This is a genomic window from Methylobacterium sp. WL69 (assembly GCF_008039485.1).
GTDB lineage: Bacteria > Pseudomonadota > Alphaproteobacteria > Rhizobiales > Beijerinckiaceae > Methylobacterium.
On sequence record NZ_VRUZ01000087.1, the window covers coordinates 1 to 17160 of the forward strand.

General features: G+C 68.4%; 16 protein-coding genes. 7 read left to right on the plus strand and 9 right to left on the minus strand.

Translation table 11 applies throughout. The annotated features are described in order from the left end of the window. Positions 1-421: 421 nt before the first annotated feature. Entirely contained in the window at positions 422-1729 is a 1308-nt protein-coding gene (locus FV218_RS18115; protein WP_147710996.1) for an RsmB/NOP family class I SAM-dependent RNA methyltransferase, read from the plus strand. Positions 1730-1816: 87 nt separating this feature from the next. Then, positions 1817-3373 carry a glutamine-hydrolyzing GMP synthase gene (gene guaA, locus FV218_RS18120; RefSeq protein ID WP_147710997.1) on the plus strand — a complete coding sequence of 519 codons (1557 nt, stop codon included), beginning with the start codon at positions 1817-1819 and terminating at the stop codon, positions 3371-3373. 18 nt (positions 3374-3391) lie between these two features. On the opposite strand, the gene FV218_RS18125 is transcribed toward guaA, so the two are convergent. The 3 genes from FV218_RS18125 to FV218_RS18135 form a co-directional block, all read right to left on the minus strand. Then, positions 3392-4111: an RlmE family RNA methyltransferase gene (locus tag FV218_RS18125; RefSeq protein WP_056086730.1), complete on the minus strand. Its 720-nt coding sequence runs from the start codon at positions 4109-4111 to the stop codon at positions 3392-3394. Further along, complete coding sequence (locus FV218_RS18130) at positions 4108-5223, minus strand: Ppx/GppA phosphatase family protein (RefSeq protein ID WP_056086733.1); 1116 nt, start codon at positions 5221-5223, stop codon at positions 4108-4110. Before FV218_RS18130 ends, FV218_RS18125 begins: the two co-directional genes overlap by 4 nt. 180 nt (positions 5224-5403) lie before the next feature. Next, on the minus strand, positions 5404-5874 hold the full coding sequence (locus FV218_RS18135; protein ID WP_056086736.1) for a response regulator: 471 nt from the start codon (positions 5872-5874) through the stop codon (positions 5404-5406). A gap of 378 nt (positions 5875-6252) precedes the next feature. Here FV218_RS18135 and FV218_RS23465 point away from each other — a divergent pair, with 378 nt between their 5' ends. Continuing rightward, on the plus strand, positions 6253-7026 hold the full coding sequence (locus FV218_RS23465) for a cold shock domain-containing protein (RefSeq protein WP_056086738.1): 774 nt from the start codon (positions 6253-6255) through the stop codon (positions 7024-7026). Positions 7027-7138: 112 nt separating this feature from the next. Then, positions 7139-7390, plus strand: coding sequence for a hypothetical protein (locus FV218_RS18145; RefSeq protein ID WP_056086740.1), 252 nt, complete (start codon positions 7139-7141; stop codon positions 7388-7390). A gap of 125 nt (positions 7391-7515) precedes the next feature. Here FV218_RS18145 and rpsD read toward each other — a convergent pair whose 3' ends face one another. Then, positions 7516-8133 (minus strand): 30S ribosomal protein S4, encoded by a 618-nt coding sequence (rpsD, locus tag FV218_RS18150; protein WP_056086744.1) that lies wholly within the window; start codon positions 8131-8133, stop codon positions 7516-7518. A gap of 221 nt (positions 8134-8354) precedes the next feature. After that, a complete protein-coding gene (murI, locus tag FV218_RS18155; RefSeq protein ID WP_147710998.1) occupies positions 8355-9233 on the minus strand; it encodes a glutamate racemase in 879 nt (292 codons plus the stop codon). 222 nt (positions 9234-9455) lie between these two features. Here murI and egtB point away from each other — a divergent pair, with 222 nt between their 5' ends. Together egtB and egtD are read left to right on the plus strand one after the other, a co-directional pair. Continuing rightward, positions 9456-10727, plus strand: coding sequence for an ergothioneine biosynthesis protein EgtB (egtB, locus tag FV218_RS18160; RefSeq protein WP_147710999.1), 1272 nt, complete (start codon positions 9456-9458; stop codon positions 10725-10727). A gap of 30 nt (positions 10728-10757) precedes the next feature. Beyond that, entirely contained in the window at positions 10758-11732 is a 975-nt protein-coding gene (egtD, locus tag FV218_RS18165; RefSeq protein ID WP_147711000.1) for an L-histidine N(alpha)-methyltransferase, read from the plus strand. Positions 11733-11790: 58 nt separating this feature from the next. On the opposite strand, the gene FV218_RS18170 is transcribed toward egtD, so the two are convergent. The 4 genes from FV218_RS18170 to FV218_RS18185 all read right to left on the minus strand — a co-directional run bounded on the left by FV218_RS18170 (position 11791) and on the right by FV218_RS18185 (position 15727). After that, positions 11791-12048: a hypothetical protein gene (locus FV218_RS18170; protein ID WP_056086757.1), complete on the minus strand. Its 258-nt coding sequence runs from the start codon at positions 12046-12048 to the stop codon at positions 11791-11793. Between the two features lie 193 nt (positions 12049-12241). Further along, positions 12242-14707, minus strand: coding sequence for an ATP-dependent Clp protease ATP-binding subunit ClpA (gene clpA / locus FV218_RS18175; RefSeq protein WP_147711001.1), 2466 nt, complete (start codon positions 14705-14707; stop codon positions 12242-12244). A 24-nt stretch (positions 14708-14731) separates the two neighbouring features. Then, positions 14732-15163, minus strand: a complete 432-nt coding sequence (gene clpS / locus FV218_RS18180; RefSeq protein ID WP_147711002.1) for an ATP-dependent Clp protease adapter ClpS — start codon at positions 15161-15163, stop codon at positions 14732-14734. A 210-nt stretch (positions 15164-15373) separates the two neighbouring features. Further along, positions 15374-15727 carry a phasin family protein gene (locus FV218_RS18185; protein WP_246685171.1) on the minus strand — a complete coding sequence of 118 codons (354 nt, stop codon included), beginning with the start codon at positions 15725-15727 and terminating at the stop codon, positions 15374-15376. A 328-nt stretch (positions 15728-16055) separates the two neighbouring features. Between FV218_RS18185 and FV218_RS18190 the strand changes: the two genes are divergently transcribed. Continuing rightward, positions 16056-17160: D-alanyl-D-alanine carboxypeptidase family protein (locus FV218_RS18190; protein ID WP_147711004.1), on the plus strand; the 1105-nt coding region annotated here is incomplete at its 3' end.

Genomic DNA, 17160 nt, shown 5'->3' on the forward strand with positions numbered 1-17160 from the left:
CCACGCCCTCTGCCCGAGGGCGATGTCGCCGACCCTGACGGTGTCGGCCCTTAACGCGTCGAATCGGACGCGCCCCATCCAGAACAGCAGGGCGAAGGTGAGGAACACCTGCGCGAAGGCCGGGGCGGAGGCGGGTTGCCGTATTCGAGCTGCGTCTTCGCGTCGAGGCGGCGCGGCGGCGGTGTCGGATCGATGGCGGCCGGGGCGGTCGCGCAAGCGGCGACGAGAAGCATCACGAGGCCGGCGAGGCCGAGATGGATGACGGGGGGCATGGCGTTCTCTAAAGCTCCGGGCACCAATCGCTGCGGCCCCGCCCTCGACATGCCCGTCGATCGCGCCGGAAGCTCGACCGTATTGTGACCGGGCCCGCCTCAAGCGTGGCCGTATCGCGGCACGTGCCGCAACTCGAAGGACCTTTGCCCTGACGCCCCCCGCACGCCTTTCCGCCGCCATCGAAGTCCTCGCCGACATCGCCGGACGCCGCCGCCCCGCCGCCGACGCCCTGAAGGACTGGGGCCTCGCCCACCGCTTCGCCGGCTCGGGCGACCGCGCGGCCATCGCCAGCCTCGTCTACGACGCCCTGCGCCGGCGCGCCTCGGCCGCCTGGATCATGGACGACGACAGCCCGCGCGCCCTCGTCATCGGCATGCTGCGCCTTCAGCACGGCCTTGCGGCCCCCACCATCGCGGGCCTGTTCTCGGGCGAGCGCTTCGCGCCGGAGCCCCTGTCCGACCACGAGCGCGCCCGCCTCACCGACGCGACCCTGGCGCAGGCCCCCGACCACGTCGCCGGCGACGTGCCCGAATGGGTGCTTCCCGCTCTGGCGGCGACCTTCGGTGGTGCCCTGCTCGAAGAGTTGCGGGCGCTGGGGCGGCGTGCACCCCTCGACATCCGAATCAACACGCTGAAGCACGATCGTGAATCGGCGATGGCGGGTCTGACGCATCTGGCCCCGGCGACGACACCCCACGCCCCCAACGGCCTGCGCGTCCCCATCGGCGAGGACGGGCGCGGCCCCGCCCTCCATGTCGAGCCGGAGTTTCTCGACGGCTGGTACGAGATCCAGGACGAGGGCTCGCAGCTCGCGAGCCTGCTCTCCGGCGCGCGGCCGGGCGAGACCGTGGTCGACCTCTGCGCGGGCGGTGGCGGCAAGACCCTGAGCCTCGCCGCGATGATGAACAACGACGGCCGGCTGGTGGCCAGCGACGACGATCCGCGCCGCCTCGCCCCCATCCACGAGCGCCTGCGCCGGGCCGGGGCGAAGGCCGAGATCCGCACCCCGCGCGGCGGCCGGGCTCGGACCGACGTCCTCGGCGACCTCGACGGCACCGCCGACCGCGTCCTCGTCGACGCGCCCTGCACGGGCTCCGGCACCTGGCGGCGCAACCCCGACGCGAAGTGGCGGATGCGGCCCGGCGCGCTCGCCGCCCGCGTCAACGAGCAGGCGGCGGTCCTCGACCGGGCCGCCGGGTTGGTGCGGTCCGGGGGGCGTATCACCTACGTCACCTGCTCCCTGCTCCCGGAGGAAAACGATGCCGCCGTGGCCGGCTTCCTCGCCCGTACGGGCGGGACGTTCGCCGTCGTGCCGGCGAAGGACGTGGTGGCGGTGCAGAAGCCTGATCTGGCGCCGTTCCTGCGCTTCACCGGGCACGGCCTGCAGATGAGTCCGGCCCTCACGGGGACGGATGGCCTCTACGTGGCGACCCTGGAACGTCGCCCTGCCGGCTGACGGCATCCCCAGACGGGTGCGGTCCATGCGGGCCGCACCCTGACCCATCCGTTGCACCGTGCCGACGCCTCGTCTAACTCCGGTTCCATGAACACCGACCACGACAAGATCCTCATCGTCGATTTCGGCTCCCAGGTGACGCAACTCATCGCGCGGCGCGTGCGTGAGGAGGGCGTCTATTGCGAGATCGTGCCATTCACCAAGGCGGCCGAGGCCTTCGCCGAGTCGAAGCCCAAGGGCGTCATCCTCTCGGGCGGCCCCGAATCGGTGACCACGGATGCCTCGCCGCGGACCCCGCAGGTCGTGTTCGACTCCGGCGTGCCGGTCTTCGGCATCTGCTACGGCCAGCAGACCATGGCGGCCCAGCTCGGCGGCGAGGTCGAAGCCGGCCACCACGCCGAGTTCGGCCGCGCCGAGATCGAGATCCTGTCGGACTGTCCCCTGTTCAAGGGCGTCTGGCACGTGGGCGAGCACTATCCCGTCTGGATGAGCCACGGCGACCGGGTGACAAAGCTCCCCGACGGCTTCACCACCGTCGCCATGTCGAAGAACGCCCCGTTCGCGGCGGTCGCCGACGAATCGCGCAACTACTACGCGGTGCAGTTCCATCCGGAGGTGGCCCATACGCCCCACGGCGCGCTGCTGATCCGCAACTTCGTGCGCGATATCGCCGGCTGCTCCGGCGACTGGACCATGGGTGCCTACCGCGAGGAGGCCATCGCCAAGATCCGCGAGCAGGTCGGCCCCGAGAAGGTGATCTGCGGCCTGTCGGGCGGCGTCGATTCCTCCGTCGCGGCGGTCCTCATCCACGAGGCCATCGGCGAGCAGCTCACCTGCGTGTTCGTGGACCACGGCCTGCTGCGCATGGGCGAGGCCGACGAGGTCGTGCGCCTGTTCCGCGACCACTACAACATCCCGCTGGTCCACGTGGAGGCGCAGGCCCTGTTCCTCGGCGAACTCGAGGGCGTCAGCGACCCCGAGATCAAGCGCAAGACCATCGGCCGCCTGTTCATCGACGTCTTCGATGCGGAGGCGAAGAAGATCGGCGGGGCCAAGTTCCTGGCCCAGGGCACCCTCTACCCCGACGTGATCGAGAGCGTCTCGTTCACCGGCGGTCCCTCGGTGACCATCAAGAGCCACCACAACGTCGGCGGTCTCCCCGAGCGCATGAACATGCAGCTCGTCGAACCCTTACGCGAATTGTTCAAGGACGAGGTCCGGGTGCTCGGCAAGGAGCTCGGCCTGCCCGAAGCCTTCGTCGGGCGCCACCCCTTCCCCGGCCCCGGCCTCGCCATCCGGTGCCCCGGCACCATCACGGGCGAGAAGCTGGACGCCCTGCGGAAGGCCGACGCGATCTACCTCGACGAGATCCGCAAGGCGGGCCTCTACGACACCATCTGGCAGGCCTTCGCGGTGATCCTGCCGGTGAAGACCGTGGGCGTGATGGGCGACGGGCGCACCTACGACCACGTCTGTGCCCTGCGCGCCGTCACCTCCGTCGACGGCATGACGGCGGATTTCTATCCCTTCGACATGGCCTTCCTCGGCCGGGTCGCGACCCGCATCATCAACGAGGTCAAGGGCATCAACCGGGTGACCTACGACATCACCTCGAAGCCGCCCGGCACCATCGAGTGGGAATAGGCGAGCGCCGGCGACCCGTCAGTCCGCGTCGACGTCCGCCGCTTCGGAGGGACGTTCGCCGCGATATCCCGTCGCCAGCACGTAGAGCTCGCTCGAATCCGCCCGGCTCGCGTTCGGCTTGACGTGGCGCACGGCGGCGAAGTCGCGCTTCAGGTCGGCGAGCAAGGTGCCCTCGGTGCCGCCCTGGAACACCTTGGCGAGGTAGGACCCGCCGGGTGCCAGGATCTCGCGGGCGAACTCGGCGGCGGTCTCGGCGAGGCCGATGATCCGCAGGTGGTCGGTCTGCTTGTGGCCGGTGGTGTTGGCCGCCATGTCCGACAGGACAAGGTCGGCCGGACCGCCGAGCAGCCCGGTGAGGAGCCCCGGCGCCTCCGGGTCGAGGAAGTCCAGGGTGATGAACTCGACGCCGACCATGGGCTCGATCTCCAGGAGGTCGATGCCGACGATCCGTCCCGAGCCACCGACGATCTTGGCGGCGACCTGCGACCAGCCGCCGGGCGCGGCGCCGAGATCGACGATGCGCTGACCGGGCTTCAGGAGCTTGAAGCGCTCGTCGATCTCGATGAGCTTGAACGCCGCGCGGGAGCGATAGCCCTCGCGCTTGGCCCGGGCCACGTAGGGGTCATTGAGCTGGCGCTCCAGCCAGCGCTTCTGCGAAGCCGTGCGACCGCGCCCCGTCTTCACCCGTTGCTTGAGTTCGCCGCGCAACCCTGCGCCGGCACCACGCCTGTCACTCACCGGTAACCCCCACGGCGCCAGACGCCGTCCTCACGCATCATGTTCATCAGCAGGCCCTCGCGCAGGCCGCGATCGGCGATGCGCAGGCGATCGGACGGGAAGGCCCGGCGGATCGCCTCCAGGATGGCGCAACCCGCCAGCACGAGGTCGGCGCGGTCTCGGCCGATGCACGGATTGTCCGCACGCTGGTCGAGGCGAGTGTCGAGAAGATCGTCGATGGCCCCGCCGACTTCGCCGTCGCTCATCCATAGGCCGTCGACCCGGCGGCGTTCGTAGCGGGCGAGACGCAGGTGCATGGCGGCAAGCGTCGTCACCGTACCCGATGTGCCGAGCAAGTGGAAATGACGGGCGTTGGCGGCCGGTGCGGCGCGGATGGCGAAGCGCGACAGCATGTCGGCCACCTCCTCCACCATGCCCTCGAAGGTCAGGCGGGTCACATCGGCGCCGCCGTGGCGCTCGGCCAGGGTGACGACCCCCACGGGCAGGGAATCCCAGGCGCGGATGCGCAGGGTCGGGTCCGTCGACGGGTTGGTGGCCGCGCCGTCGAGCCAGGCGATCTCCGTGGAGCCGCCGCCGATGTCGAAGATGACCACCGATTCGGCATAGGGGTCGGCGAGTGCGGCGCACCCGGTCACCGCCAGGTAAGCTTCGGTCTGGCGATCGACGATCTCGAGATCGAGGCCGACCTCATCGCGGACCCGCTCGACGAAGGCCGCGCCGTTGACGGCCAGCCGGCAGGCTTCCGTGGCGATGATCTTGGCGCGCACCACGCCGCGCGTCTGCATCTTGGCCCGGCACACCCGCAGGGCATCGATGGTGCGTTCGATGGCGGGTTCGCTCAGGCGATCGGCGTTTCCGAGGCCCTCGCCGAGGCGGACGATGCGCGAGAACGCGTCGATGACGCGAAAGCCGTGGGAGGCCGGCTCGGCGATGAGGAGGCGGCAATTGTTGGTGCCGAGATCGAGGGCGGCGTAGGCGTTCCGGCGCGCCGGCCGATGGGCGGCGGCCAGCGTCTCGGATCGTGCCGGCATCGTCCCCGGGTTCGTCACCGTGGGCGTAACGGGGCCGGCCGTGGGGCGGGCCGGCATGGTCGCGGCACTCTCTTCCCGCATCGGCTGCGCCGGATTCCCTCGTCGTGATCCCAGGCGGAGAGCCGGACCATCATTCGCTCATCAAGCTACAGGTGTCGCAGGCAAACTGCAAAGCCCTGAATTCGTTGACGCGGATCGTCCCGCGCCATGGGAGGGGACGGGTTCGGGACGGTGCTCGGCGGATCGGTTCAGCTGATCGGGTCAGTTCGCCTTGCCGGCGGCCAGGAGGCGCGGCACCGGGCGAAGCAGGCTCTTCACCTGGGAGAACGGACGGGGCCGGTTGATGACCTCGTCTAGGCGCGACCACAGGGTCTTTGGCGAGAACGGCTTGGCGATGATCTCGTTGACGCCGAGGGAGATCGCCCGGTCCACGACGTTGCGGCGCGGCTGGGCCAGCATCAGGATGATCGGCACCGTCGGTGAGGGGGACGTCGTCGGCGTGCGGGCGAGGCGGATGAACTCTTCGCCGGACAGGATCGCCAGATCCCAATCAATGATGGTGAGGTCCGGCTTGCTCTCGGCGAGGACGCCGAGGGCCTCGGCGCCGTCTGGCGCTTCGAGGACGCGCTTGATGCCCACGCGCATGAGCATGTCACGCACGATGCGGCGGATATACAGGCTTTCGTCCACCACCAGGGCGGACAGGTCCGGAAAGGTCGGGGTGGCGATCATGGCGGTGGCGTTCGGCTCCGGTCCGCTCGCTCGGACCGGCCCAGCCCGAACCCTAGACGGGGCGGCCTTTTCGTTTCCCTAACGGGCGGGCCGATCCCGCGTTTCCGGACCGGCGCCGCCCCGCGCCGGAGCGAACCTTGCGAGAGGGTTTCCGCAGGGCGCGATGCCGGCTACGCATTTTGTCGCAGAAAAATCATGGAACCTGAGCCGAAGGTCGGAAATGGACCTTGCGATGGAGCTGTGTTTCAGTCAGGACTAAGGCGTTATTCTTGGTCACCGCTGCCGGGGGTAATGATAGTGCGGAGCGTGGGCTGTCTGGGATGGCGCGCACGCGGTATTCTTAAATGATGGTCGGCGGACGGTTTTTGCGAGCTTTCTATGGGACGTGGTCGTGATTTCAGGGGGCCGCAGAAGCGCGGCTTCGATGAGGGTGGAGCCGAGCCGCGTTGGCCCGATCAGGCTCCGCCGAGCGGCGGTGGCTATGGCGGCGGTTTCGGCGGTGGCGGCGGCTTCGACCGTGCCCCGGCCCGTGCGGCGGCAGCCCCCTCGGGACCGGAGCGCGATGCGACGGTCAAGTGGTTCAACAAGGAGAAGGGCTTCGGTTTCGTCGAGCTGGCTGACGGTTCGGGCGATGCCTTCCTCCACATCCGCGCCGTCGAAGCCGCTGGCCATGCCGACCTCATGCCCGGCACGCGCCTGACGGTTCACACGGCCCAGGGCCAGAAGGGTCCGCAGGTGACGGACGTCACCAGCGTGGATACCTCCACGGCCGAGGCGGCCCCCATGCGCGATGCGCGTCCGCCCCGCACCGGCGGTTTCGCTGGCGGTGACCGCTTCGGCGGCGACCGTGGTGGCTACGGCGCCGGTGCCGGCGGTGGCGATCGCTACGGCAGCGCCGGCGGCGGCGACCGTGGCGGCGGACGCTTCGCCAGTGGCCCCTCGACCGAGATGAGCGGCACCGTGAAGTGGTACGATCCCGCCAAGGGCTTCGGCTTCGTCTCCGTCAACGACGGCGGCAAGGACGTGTTCGTGCATCGCTCCGCCCTGTCGCGCGCCGGCCTCGAGTCCCTCGCCGAGGGTCAGCAGGTCGTTCTCGGCGTCGTCGAGGGCCAGAAGGGCCGCGAGGCCCAGAGCATCAACGTCGACGATTGATTCGAAATTCTGGCCGTCCTTCGGCCACGGTTTCGAACTCAAGGTGAGCGAACGGCGGCCCTCCCGGGGTCGCCGTTTTGCGTTTCGACCTCGAATCTCGTGCGGAGAAACCATGCGGCTCGCATCGCTCAGCCTGATCTGGCTTGCGACCTTCGTCGGTCCGGCCTTTCCCGAAGACTTCACCGGTGTCTATGCGGGCGTGAATGCGGGCTATGGCTTTTCCGGCAAGGACCAATCGAAAGCGGGCTTCGGCCTTCCCGCCCCGGACGATCCCCGCACGTCCGACATGCCCCCGAGTGCGCGGCAGGCGTCGGAGGTTTTGCGGGCACGGAACCTGCGGGACCGCCCCTCCCCTCTTCGATGAAAGAGAAAGGTTACACACCGGGGGTGGATCCGCGGGATGCGTGACCCGCGGTGGCCCGTCCCGATCAGCAAAAAGGGCCGCCCCATGGGGCGGCCCTTTTCGAAACTATAGCGATCCGATCGGGATCAGCGCGAGTAGAACTCGATCACGAGGTTCGGTTCCATCTGGACGGGGTAGGGCACCTCGCCGAGGTTCGGAATGCGGGTGACGCGGGCCGTCATCTTGGCGTGATCCACCTCAATGTAGTCCGGCACGTCACGCTCGGCGAGCTGGGACGCCACGACGACGATCTCGAGCTGCTTGGAGGAATCCTTGACCTCGATGACGTCGCCGGTCTTCACGAGGTAGCTGGCGATGTTGACCCGCTGACCATTGACCTTGACGTGGCCGTGGTTGACGAACTGGCGGGCGGCGAACGGGGTCGGCACGAACTTAGCGCGGTAGACGACGGCGTCGAGGCGGCGCTCGAGCAGGCCGATCAGGTTCTCGCCCGAATCGCCACGGAGGCGGATCGCCTCGGCGTAGTAGCGGCGGAACTGCTTCTCGGTGATGTTCGCGTAGTAGCCCTTGAGCTTCTGCTTGGCGCGCAGCTGCGTGCCGAAGTCGGACATCTTGCCCTTGCGGCGCTGACCGTGCTGGCCGGGGCCGTACTCGCGGCGATTGACGGGGCTCTTCGGGCGGCCCCAGATGTTCTGGCCCATGCGGCGATCGAGCTTGTGCTTCGCCTGAATGCGTTTTGACATCGCGGTTCCTCTCGCAACGGAGATCTATCGAGGAACGCGCCCTCCTCTTTCCGGACCGGCCCCAAGGGCCTGACCCGGAACGACAGAGCGGCCGAAGCCGACTCACGGGTGCGCTTGAAAACGTTTCGGGGCCCCTCGTCGGGACCCCGTCACGTTCGCTTCCCTAGAGCAGGGCGGCGCGCCCGTCAATGCCGAGGCGGCTCACCTCTCCGCAGGCGGCCTCACTGGACACTGAGGGGCATCGCCTCGACGTCGACGGCGGTGAGGCCGCGCACGGCAAGGGAGGTCCGCAGGGCGTTTGTCAGGCCCGCGCCTCCGGTGAAGGCGCCGAGCACGGAGCCCGACGCGTCCTGAGCGGAGCGCTGGACGTTGCCGAGCAACTGCGTCACCCGGCGGGCGATGGCGGGCGCGGGGTCGATCCAGAGGACCGGCCACGGCGCGAGGGCCTGAAAGCGCGGCAGCAGCAGAGGATAATGCGTGCAGGCGAGGCAGACGACATCCGTCCGCCGCCCCTCCGCGCCAATGATGAAGCACGGCGCGATCTCGGCGGCGAGGCGCGCATCGTCCACGGGCGCCCCGGCGAGTTCCGCTTCGGCGAAGCCGGCGAGGTTGGGCGCTCCCACCAGGGTCACGTCACAGGCACCCGCATAGGTCTCGATGAGTTCGTGCGTGTAGGCCCGCGCAACGGTGCCGGGCGTGGCGAGCAGGCTGATCCGGCGCGTGCGCGTCGCCTCCGCCGCCGGCTTGATCGGTGGCACGACCCCCACGAACGGAATCGCGAAGCGCTGGCGCAGGGCCGGCAGCACCAGGGTCGAGGCGGTGTTGCAGGCGATGACCACGAGGTCCGGCCGGTGGACCGCGACGAGGCGGTCCATCACGGCGAGCACCCGGTCGATGAGCGTCGCCTCCGCAAGGCGGCCATACGGGAAAGCGGCATCGTCGGCGGCGTAGACGTAGGCCGCGTCCGGCCGGGCCCGGCGCACCTGCTCCAGCACCGTGAGGCCGCCGAGCCCGGAATCGAACACGAGGATCGTCGGAGCCGGGTTCACACCCGCCGCCGCAGCGACCGTGGCCGCGCCTGCCATGAGATTGTTCCGCATCCCAACTCGGTCCGACGCCCTGCGAGAGGAGCAAGTGTCGGGTCGCGCCGGTTAAGAGGGTGTGACCGCGGCACGAAAAAGGCGGCCGGATCGGGAGAGGTCCGCGCAACGTCGCCGAGGGGATCGCCGCCGCGGGCGCGACGAACCGTTCGGATGCGTGCCCGTTGCCGAACGGCCCATCGGCCATATCTTCCAGCGTCACAAACACATGGAGAAGCCGGCATGGCAGCGACCGCAGCGTTTCGCGACACCGCCCCTGAGCTGTCCGGGCGCCCGGCTTTCCCGCCGCCCGGCCTCGGTGCCCGACCGGTCGACCGCGCGGCCTGGATCGCGGCGTTTCATCATGTCCGCGACGAGACCGAGCGCCGGGCCGCCCCCCTGTCGCCGGAGGATCAGCAGGTTCAGTCCATGGCGGATGCGAGCCCGACGAAGTGGCACCGCGCCCACACGACATGGTTTTTCGAGCAGTTTCTCCTCCGGGCGCATCTGCCGGGCTACGCCCTCTACGACGAGCGCCTGCACTACCTGTTCAATTCGTACTACGTCGCCGCCGGCCCGCGCCAACCACGCATCCTGCGCGGCCTCATCACCCGACCGACGACCGAGGAAGTGGCCGGCTACCGCGCGCATGTCGATCGCACCGTCGACGCGCTTTTAACGCAGGCCTCGCCGACGTCCCTCGATACGCTGCTGCCGATCCTCGAGATCGGGCTCTACCACGAGCAGCAGCATCAGGAATTGCTGATCACCGACATCCTGCACGCCTTCGCGCAGAACCCCCTCGGGCCGGCCTACGACGAAGGGTGGCGCTTCCCGACGCCGCAGGTCGCGAGCGGAACGGTGCAGCTCGCCCGGACCATCACCCAGATCGGGCATGGCGGCGAGGGCTTCTCCTTCGACAACGAATCACCCCGCCACGATGTGCTGATCCAGGCCGGCACCCTCGACCGCGGCCTCGTGACCAACGCCCAGTGGCTGACCTTCATGACAGACGGCGGCTACACCCGGCCCGAGCTCTGGCTCTCCGACGGCTGGCTCGCCGCCCAGGCCGAGGCTTGGGAGGCCCCGGGCTACTGGTGTCGGAAGGACGGTGACTGGGCGACGATGACGCTCGCCGGCATCCGCACCGTCGACCCGTCCCTGCCCGTTACCCACGTGAGCTACTACGAGGCCGATGCCTACGCGCGTTGGGCGGGACGCGATCTGCCGACGGAATTCGAATGGGAGGTCGCCGCCCGCGACGGGCACCTGGCCGATGCCTTCGGCTCCGTCTGGCAGTGGACCCGCAGCGCCTACACGGCCTATCCCGGCTACCGGCCCGTGGACGGGGCGCTCGGCGAGTACAACGGCAAGTTCATGTCGAACCAGTTCGTCCTGCGCGGCTCCTCCGTGGCGACGCCCGAGGGTCATGCCCGCGTCGGCTACCGGAACTTCTTCTATCCGCATCAGCGTTGGCAGTTCACGGGCCTGCGCCTGTCCGACACCCGCGCCTAAGCCAGACCCGACGTCCCGGAGATTACAGCGTTGACCATCAATCCCGTCTTCACCAACGCGAAGCCCCTCGCCGCGCGGGATGCCCGTCAGCAGTTCGAGGACGATGTCGTCGCGGGGCTGTCGGCGCCGCAGAAATTCCTGTCGGCGAAGTACTTCTACGATGCGGCCGGCTCCGACCTGTTCGAGGGAATCACCCGCCAGCCGGAATACTATCCGACCCGGACGGAGCTCGGCATCCTCGATACCAAGGGTGCGGAGATCGCCGCGCACCTGCCGGCACGGGCCAACCTCGTCGAACTCGGCAGCGGCTCGACGGTGAAGGTGCGTCGTCTGCTCGTGCACCGGCCGGATCTCGCCGCCTATGTCCCGGTGGATGTCTCGGAAAGCTTCCTGCACAGCGAAGCCGAAGCCCTGGCCGCCGACTTTCCCAACCTCGCCATCGCCCCCGTGGCAGCGGATTTCACCCGCGCCTTCACCCTGCCGGATGGCCTGTCGCACGATGCCGTCGCGGGCTTCTTTCCCGGCTCGACCATCGGCAATTTCGAGCCGCCCCAGGCGACGCACCTGCTGGCGCATTTCGGCAGGGTGCTCGGACGCGGAGCCAGCCTCATCGTCGGCGTGGATCTCGTGAAGGACCGGTCGGTGCTGGAAGCCGCCTACGACGATGCGGCGGGTGTCACGGCTGCGTTCAACCTTAACCTCCTGGTCCGCATCAGGGGCGAACTCGGCGCGGCCCTCGATGTCGACGGTTTCGCACATCGCGCTTTCTTCAACGCGGACGCCTCCCGCATCGAAATGCACCTGGTGAGCCTGCGCGCGCAGACGATACGCCTCGCGGGCCACGCCTTCGCGTTCGACGAGGGCGAAACCATCCACACCGAGAACAGCTACAAGTACACCCTCGACGGTTTTCGGGCCCTGTCGAGCGACGCCGGCTGGAGGCCCAAGGCCGCCTGGACCGATCCCGACGGCCTGTTCTCGATCCACGCCCTGACGCGCGCCTGAGGCACGCCCGGCCGCCCGCCTTTCGGATCGCCGGCGAGATCGCTTCGGACCGAGGGTCCTAGCTGCGCTTCTCCATCATCGCCTTGACCTGCATGAGCTGGTCCCAGACGAGGCCCGGTGAGGTGCCGAGGGCTTCGAAGCCGGCGTTGATGCCCCAATAGAGACCCACCACCATGATGGGCACGAGGACCCAGCCCAGGAGTTCCTCTCCCCGGTGGCGACGACGGCGGCGGAGCCGTCGCTCCTCCCGACGGGTCGGGGTTGGTTGAACCGGGTGGGAGACGGGCGTGAGGGGGCCCTCATGCAGATCGTTCATTCAGGATGCCCCCGTGTCACTGGCCCGACGCAACCTGTGCGTCGTTTCGGCGAGGCCGAAACCCCGAGGGGCGCTTGCTAACCATCGCGAGGCCGCCTGTCGAGCGTCGGCGGATGGTTCGGCCTCGTCTCTTCCCTTCGAATGGCGGGATCGGCGCCTCGCGCACCGACCCCGCCACCGGGCGACCCTCGGCTCAGGCTTTCACCAGGGGCACCTTGGGCACGGTGCGGACACCCGATCCGCCGCTCCCCGAACCACCGTCCTTGCCGTCCTTCTTGCGCGGCGACACCTTGGTCCGGGTGCGCTTGTGCTTCTTCGCCGCGTTGGTCACGTCCTTCTCCGGCTTCGGCGTCACCGGCCCGGCCGGAAACTCGAATCCCAGGGCCTGCTTCTCGCCCTCCTCCGGAGCCTTCACCACCACCCGCACGGCGCCGCCGTCCTTGAGGCGCCCGAACAGCACCTCGTCGGCGAGCGGCGTCTTGATGGTGGACTGGATCAGCCGTGCCATCGGGCGTGCGCCCATGGCATCGTCGTAGCCGTGCTCCACGAGCCATTCACGTGCCTCGTCGGAGAGCTCGATGGTGACGTTGCGATCGGCGAGCTGAGCCTCGAGCTGGAGGACGAACTTGTCGACCACCTTGGCGACGACCTCTTTCGGCAGGTGGCCGAACGAGATGATCGCGTCGAGCCGGTTGCGGAATTCCGGCGCGAACAGCTTGTTGATCGCCTCGACGTCGTCGCCCGTGCGTTTGGTCTGGGTGAAGCCGTAGGCCGACTTCGCCAGATCGGAGGCGCCCGCATTCGTGGTCATGATGATGATCACGTTGCGGAAATCGACCTGCTTGCCGTTGTGGTCGGTGAGTTTGCCGTGATCCATCACCTGCAACAGGATATTGAACAGGTCCGGGTGGGCCTTCTCGATCTCGTCCAGCAGCAGCACGCAGTGCGGACGCTGGTCGATGCCGTCGGTCAGCAGGCCGCCCTGATCGAAGCCGACATAGCCGGGAGGCGCGCCGATGAGGCGGCTCACCGTGTGGCGCTCCATGTATTCCGACATGTCGAAGCGCAGCATCTCGACGCCGAGGGAAACCGCGAGTTGCTTGGCCGCCTCGGTCTTGCCGACGCCGGTCGGACCGGCGAACAGGTACGAGCCGATGGGCTTGTCGGGATCGCGCAGACCGGCGCGGGCGAGCTTGATCGCCGACGTCAGGGCCTCGATGGCGTTGGGCTGGCCGTAGACGACGCGCTTGAGGCTGTCGGTGAGGTTCCTCAACACCACCGCGTCGTCCTTCGAGACGGTTTTCGGCGGAATGCGCGCCATGGTCGCGATGGTGGCCTCGATCTCCTTGACGCCGATGGTGCGCTTGCGGCGCGCCTCGGGCACCAGCATCTGCGAAGCGCCGGTCTCATCGATGACGTCGATGGCCTTGTCGGGCAGCTTGCGGTCGTTGATGTAGCGCGCCGAGAGTTCGACGGCCGCCTTCACCGCCTCGGCGGTGTACTTGAGCTTGTGGAATTCCTCGAAGTAAGGCTTGAGCCCCTTCACGATCTCGATGGCATCGGGGATCGACGGCTCATTGACGTCGATCTTCTGGAACCGGCGCACCAGGGCGCGGTCCTTCTCGAAGTACTGCCGGTACTCCTTGTAGGTGGTCGAGCCGATGCAGCGGAGGGACCCGTTGGCCAGCGCGGGCTTCAGCAGATTCGAGGCGTCCATGGCTCCGCCCGAGGTGGCGCCGGCACCGATCACCGTGTGGATCTCGTCGATGAACAGCACCGCGTTGGGGTGCGCCTCGATCTCCTTCATCACCTGCTTCAGGCGCTCCTCGAAGTCACCGCGATAGCGGGTGCCGGCCAGCAGCGTGCCCATGTCGAGGGAGAACACCGTGGCGTCGATGAGGACTTCCGGCACCTCCTTATGGATGATCTTGCGTGCCAGGCCCTCGGCGATGGCGGTCTTGCCGACGCCGGGATCGCCCACCAGCAGGGGATTGTTCTTCTGGCGCCGGCACAGGATCTGAATCGTGCGCTGAACTTCGGTCTCGCGGCCGATGAGCGGATCGATCCGGCCGTCGCGGGCCTTCTTGTTGAGGTTGATGCAGTAAGCCTCGAGGGCATCGCCCTTCTTCTTCGGCCGCGCGTCGTTGTCCTCGCCGCTCGGCCGCTCGGCCGCGGACTCCTCTTCGGCGCCGCGCACGGGCTTCGGCTCCGAAGCACCCGGCCGTTTGGCGATGCCGTGGCTGATGTAATTGACCGCGTCGTAGCGGGTCATGTCCTGCTCCTGCAGGAAGTAGGCGGCGTGGCTCTCGCGCTCGGCGAAGATCGCCACGAGTACGTTCGCCCCCGTCACCTCCTCGCGGCCCGACGACTGCACGTGGATCACCGCGCGCTGGATCACCCGTTGGAAACCGGCCGTGGGCTTGGCATCCTGCCGGCCATCCCCGATGAGGTTGGCGAGTTCGGTGTCGACGTACTCGACGAGGCTGCGCTTGAGGGTATCGACCTCGACGTTGCAGGCCCGCATCACCGCGGCGGCGTCCTGATCGTCCACCAGGGCGAGGAGAAGATGCTCCAGCGTCGCGTATTCGTGCCGCCGCTCACCGGCGAGCGCCAGGGCGCGGTGGAGAGCTTGTTCTAGGCTGCGAGAGAAGCTGGGCAAAGCGTGGCCTCTGTGTGGGGGTGCCTATTTCTTTTCCATAACGCACTGGAGAGGATGTTGGTGTTTGCGGGCGAAGTCCATCACCTGCGTCACCTTGGTCTCGGCGACTTCATAGGTAAATATGCCGCATTCGCCGACACCGTTCTGGTGCACGTGCATCATGATCTGGTAAGCGTCTTCTTGGGACTTGTTGAAGAACTTTTCCACGACGTGAACGACGAATTCCATCGGCGTGTAGTCGTCATTGAGAAGCAGCACGCGATACAGGCTCGGGCGCTTGGTCTTCGGCTTGGTCCGGGTGATGATCGCCGTGCCGGACCGGCCATCGTCGCCGTTACCCGGATCCTCCGGGTTCGCTGCCGCCCGGGGCGGCCCCCGATGCGGTTCGCCGCTCGCGGCACGGAAAGCGTCCCGCGCGGGTGTCGTGGCTGTGCCCTTCAGCAGGACGTCGGACATCTGAATCGTATCGACCCCATGAGGCGGCACTGTGCTCGCGAAACGGCCCGTGTCGCGAACCATGCGGGCCGTGAGAGCAATCTATAGGGCGAGGGGCGACTTCGCCAGTCGGCTGCGCGCACTTGTCCGCCGGACCGCCGCGCACGAACGAAGAAGCCCCGCACGTCGATGACGCGCGGGGCTGCGAACCGATGGGTCGGGACGGGTGAATCAGACGGTGGCGGGCAGCTTCGCGCCGGTGCCCTGGGGCTTCATCGTGGTGGCGAGGCCGCTGTAGAGATCGCGCATGGTCTGGGTCTGGGCGACCAGGCGCTCGTAGGAGCCCTTCAGATAGGCAGCCTGGATTTCGAAGGCCGCCTGCGGGGTGCGCGCGGCGGCGAGCTTCTTCATGGTGGCCGTACCCTCGGCGAAGGACTGGCGGGCGAAATCCGTCCACTCGATCCCGGCGGTCTGGTTCGTCTTCGCCACGGCCGTGACGCCCTTCATCACGGTACCGAGGCCGGTCTGGCCCTGGGTGCCCGCCTTGTAGAGGGCGGAGGTCTTCTCGAAGGCTTGCGTCATCATGTTCATCGTCGGCTCTGCCCCTGCGGGCATCCCTGGCGTCGAGATCGATCTGCCGCGGAGGGCGGCCCGCCGTGCGCGGATCGCCGGCCCCCTCGTTTGTGCGATGCAACATAGAACGTCAAGTCCGATGATGCGTCGCAACATCATCGGCAAAATCCGCTGCACCCCATTAACCCCGCCGTAACTGCATCCCCCTAGCCTGATTGACAGATGTTGCGGGGTCACGGCGGCGCTGACGCCTCCCCGTCCTGATGTTGCGTTGCAAGCCGGCCCTTCGCCGTGCTTGCCGAGGCGGTGAGTCGTGATGCGTAGCGTTCCCAACCCTGCGATGGCCTGCCCCGCGCGACTGTCCCGCCCGGGGACCACGCGCTCCCTGCCGGCCCTGATCGCGGCGGCGGTGGTTCTCACCGCCATGGCGTCCCCCGCCGAGGCCAAGCGCCATCACCGCCGCGGCGGCGGCGGTTACAGCCCGCCCTATGCGGCGATGGTCATCGACGTGAAGACGGGCAAGACCCTGCACGCGGTCAACGAGGACTCCCTGCGCCACCCGGCCTCCATCACCAAGGTGATGACGCTCTACATGCTGTTCGAGCAACTCGAGCGTGGCCGCTACACCCTCGAATCGCCCCTCACCATCTCCTCCTTCGCCGCGTCGCAGTCGCCGTCGAAGCTCGGTCTGCGCCCGGGTTCGACCATCTCCGTCGAGGATGCGATCAAGGCCATCGTGACGAAGTCGGCCAACGACGTCGCCTGCGCCATCGGCGAGAACATCTCCGGCTCTGAGCCGCGCTTCGCCGAGGCGATGACCGCAAAGGCGAAGGCCCTCGGCATGAGCCGGACGAACTACGCCAACGCGTCGGGCCTGCCGGATTCCGATCAGATCACCACGGCCCGCGACCTCACGGTGCTGGCCCGCGCCATCCAGGATCGCTTCCCGCGCTACTACCGCTACTTCCAGACCCGCTCCTTCGCGTTCCGCGGCCGGGTCATCGGCAACCACAACCGCCTGCTCGGCAACGTCCAGGGCGTCGACGGGATCAAGACCGGCTACACCCGCGATTCCGGCTTCAACCTGATGACGGCGGCCAAGCTCGACGACCGCCAGATCGTCGCCATCGTGCTCGGCGGCAAGTCCGGGGCGAGCCGCGACAAGATCATGGCCGACCTCGTGCGGGCCAACCTGCCGCGGGCCTATGCCGGCAACCGCCAGACGCCCGCGACCGTCGAGGTCGCCGAGCGCGCCCGGCCGGCCGTGGTCGCCGACGGCGCGTCCCGCACCCGCACCCAGGTCGCCTCGGCCGACGACGAGGACGTCGAGACCACGGCGTCCACGGCCCGGGAGCCCCTCGACATCTCTCCGAACCGGGCGACCACGACCCCCGGCTCCGCCGGTGCCCGGGGGCGCCTGCCCGCCGCCGCGCAGGCCTATGCCC

Bases quoted from the DNA above. Each gene is read 5' to 3' on its own strand.
- guaA (WP_147710997.1), top strand. From the start codon at position 1,817: ATGAACACCGACCACGACAAGATCCTCATCGTCGATTTCGGCTCCCAG.
- FV218_RS18130 (WP_056086733.1), bottom strand. From the start codon at position 5,223: ATGCGGGAAGAGAGTGCCGCGACCATGCCGGCCCGCCCCACGGCCGGC.
- FV218_RS18135 (WP_056086736.1), bottom strand. From the start codon at position 5,874: ATGATCGCCACCCCGACCTTTCCGGACCTGTCCGCCCTGGTGGTGGAC.
- FV218_RS23465 (WP_056086738.1), top strand. From the start codon at position 6,253: ATGGGACGTGGTCGTGATTTCAGGGGGCCGCAGAAGCGCGGCTTCGAT.
- FV218_RS18145 (WP_056086740.1), top strand. From the start codon at position 7,139: ATGCGGCTCGCATCGCTCAGCCTGATCTGGCTTGCGACCTTCGTCGGT.
- rpsD (WP_056086744.1), bottom strand. From the start codon at position 8,133: ATGTCAAAACGCATTCAGGCGAAGCACAAGCTCGATCGCCGCATGGGC.
- murI (WP_147710998.1), bottom strand. From the start codon at position 9,233: ATGCGGAACAATCTCATGGCAGGCGCGGCCACGGTCGCTGCGGCGGCG.
- egtB (WP_147710999.1), top strand. From the start codon at position 9,456: ATGGCAGCGACCGCAGCGTTTCGCGACACCGCCCCTGAGCTGTCCGGG.
- FV218_RS18170 (WP_056086757.1), bottom strand. From the start codon at position 12,048: ATGAACGATCTGCATGAGGGCCCCCTCACGCCCGTCTCCCACCCGGTT.
- clpS (WP_147711002.1), bottom strand. From the start codon at position 15,163: ATGTCCGACGTCCTGCTGAAGGGCACAGCCACGACACCCGCGCGGGAC.
- FV218_RS18185 (WP_246685171.1), bottom strand. From the start codon at position 15,727: ATGATGACGCAAGCCTTCGAGAAGACCTCCGCCCTCTACAAGGCGGGC.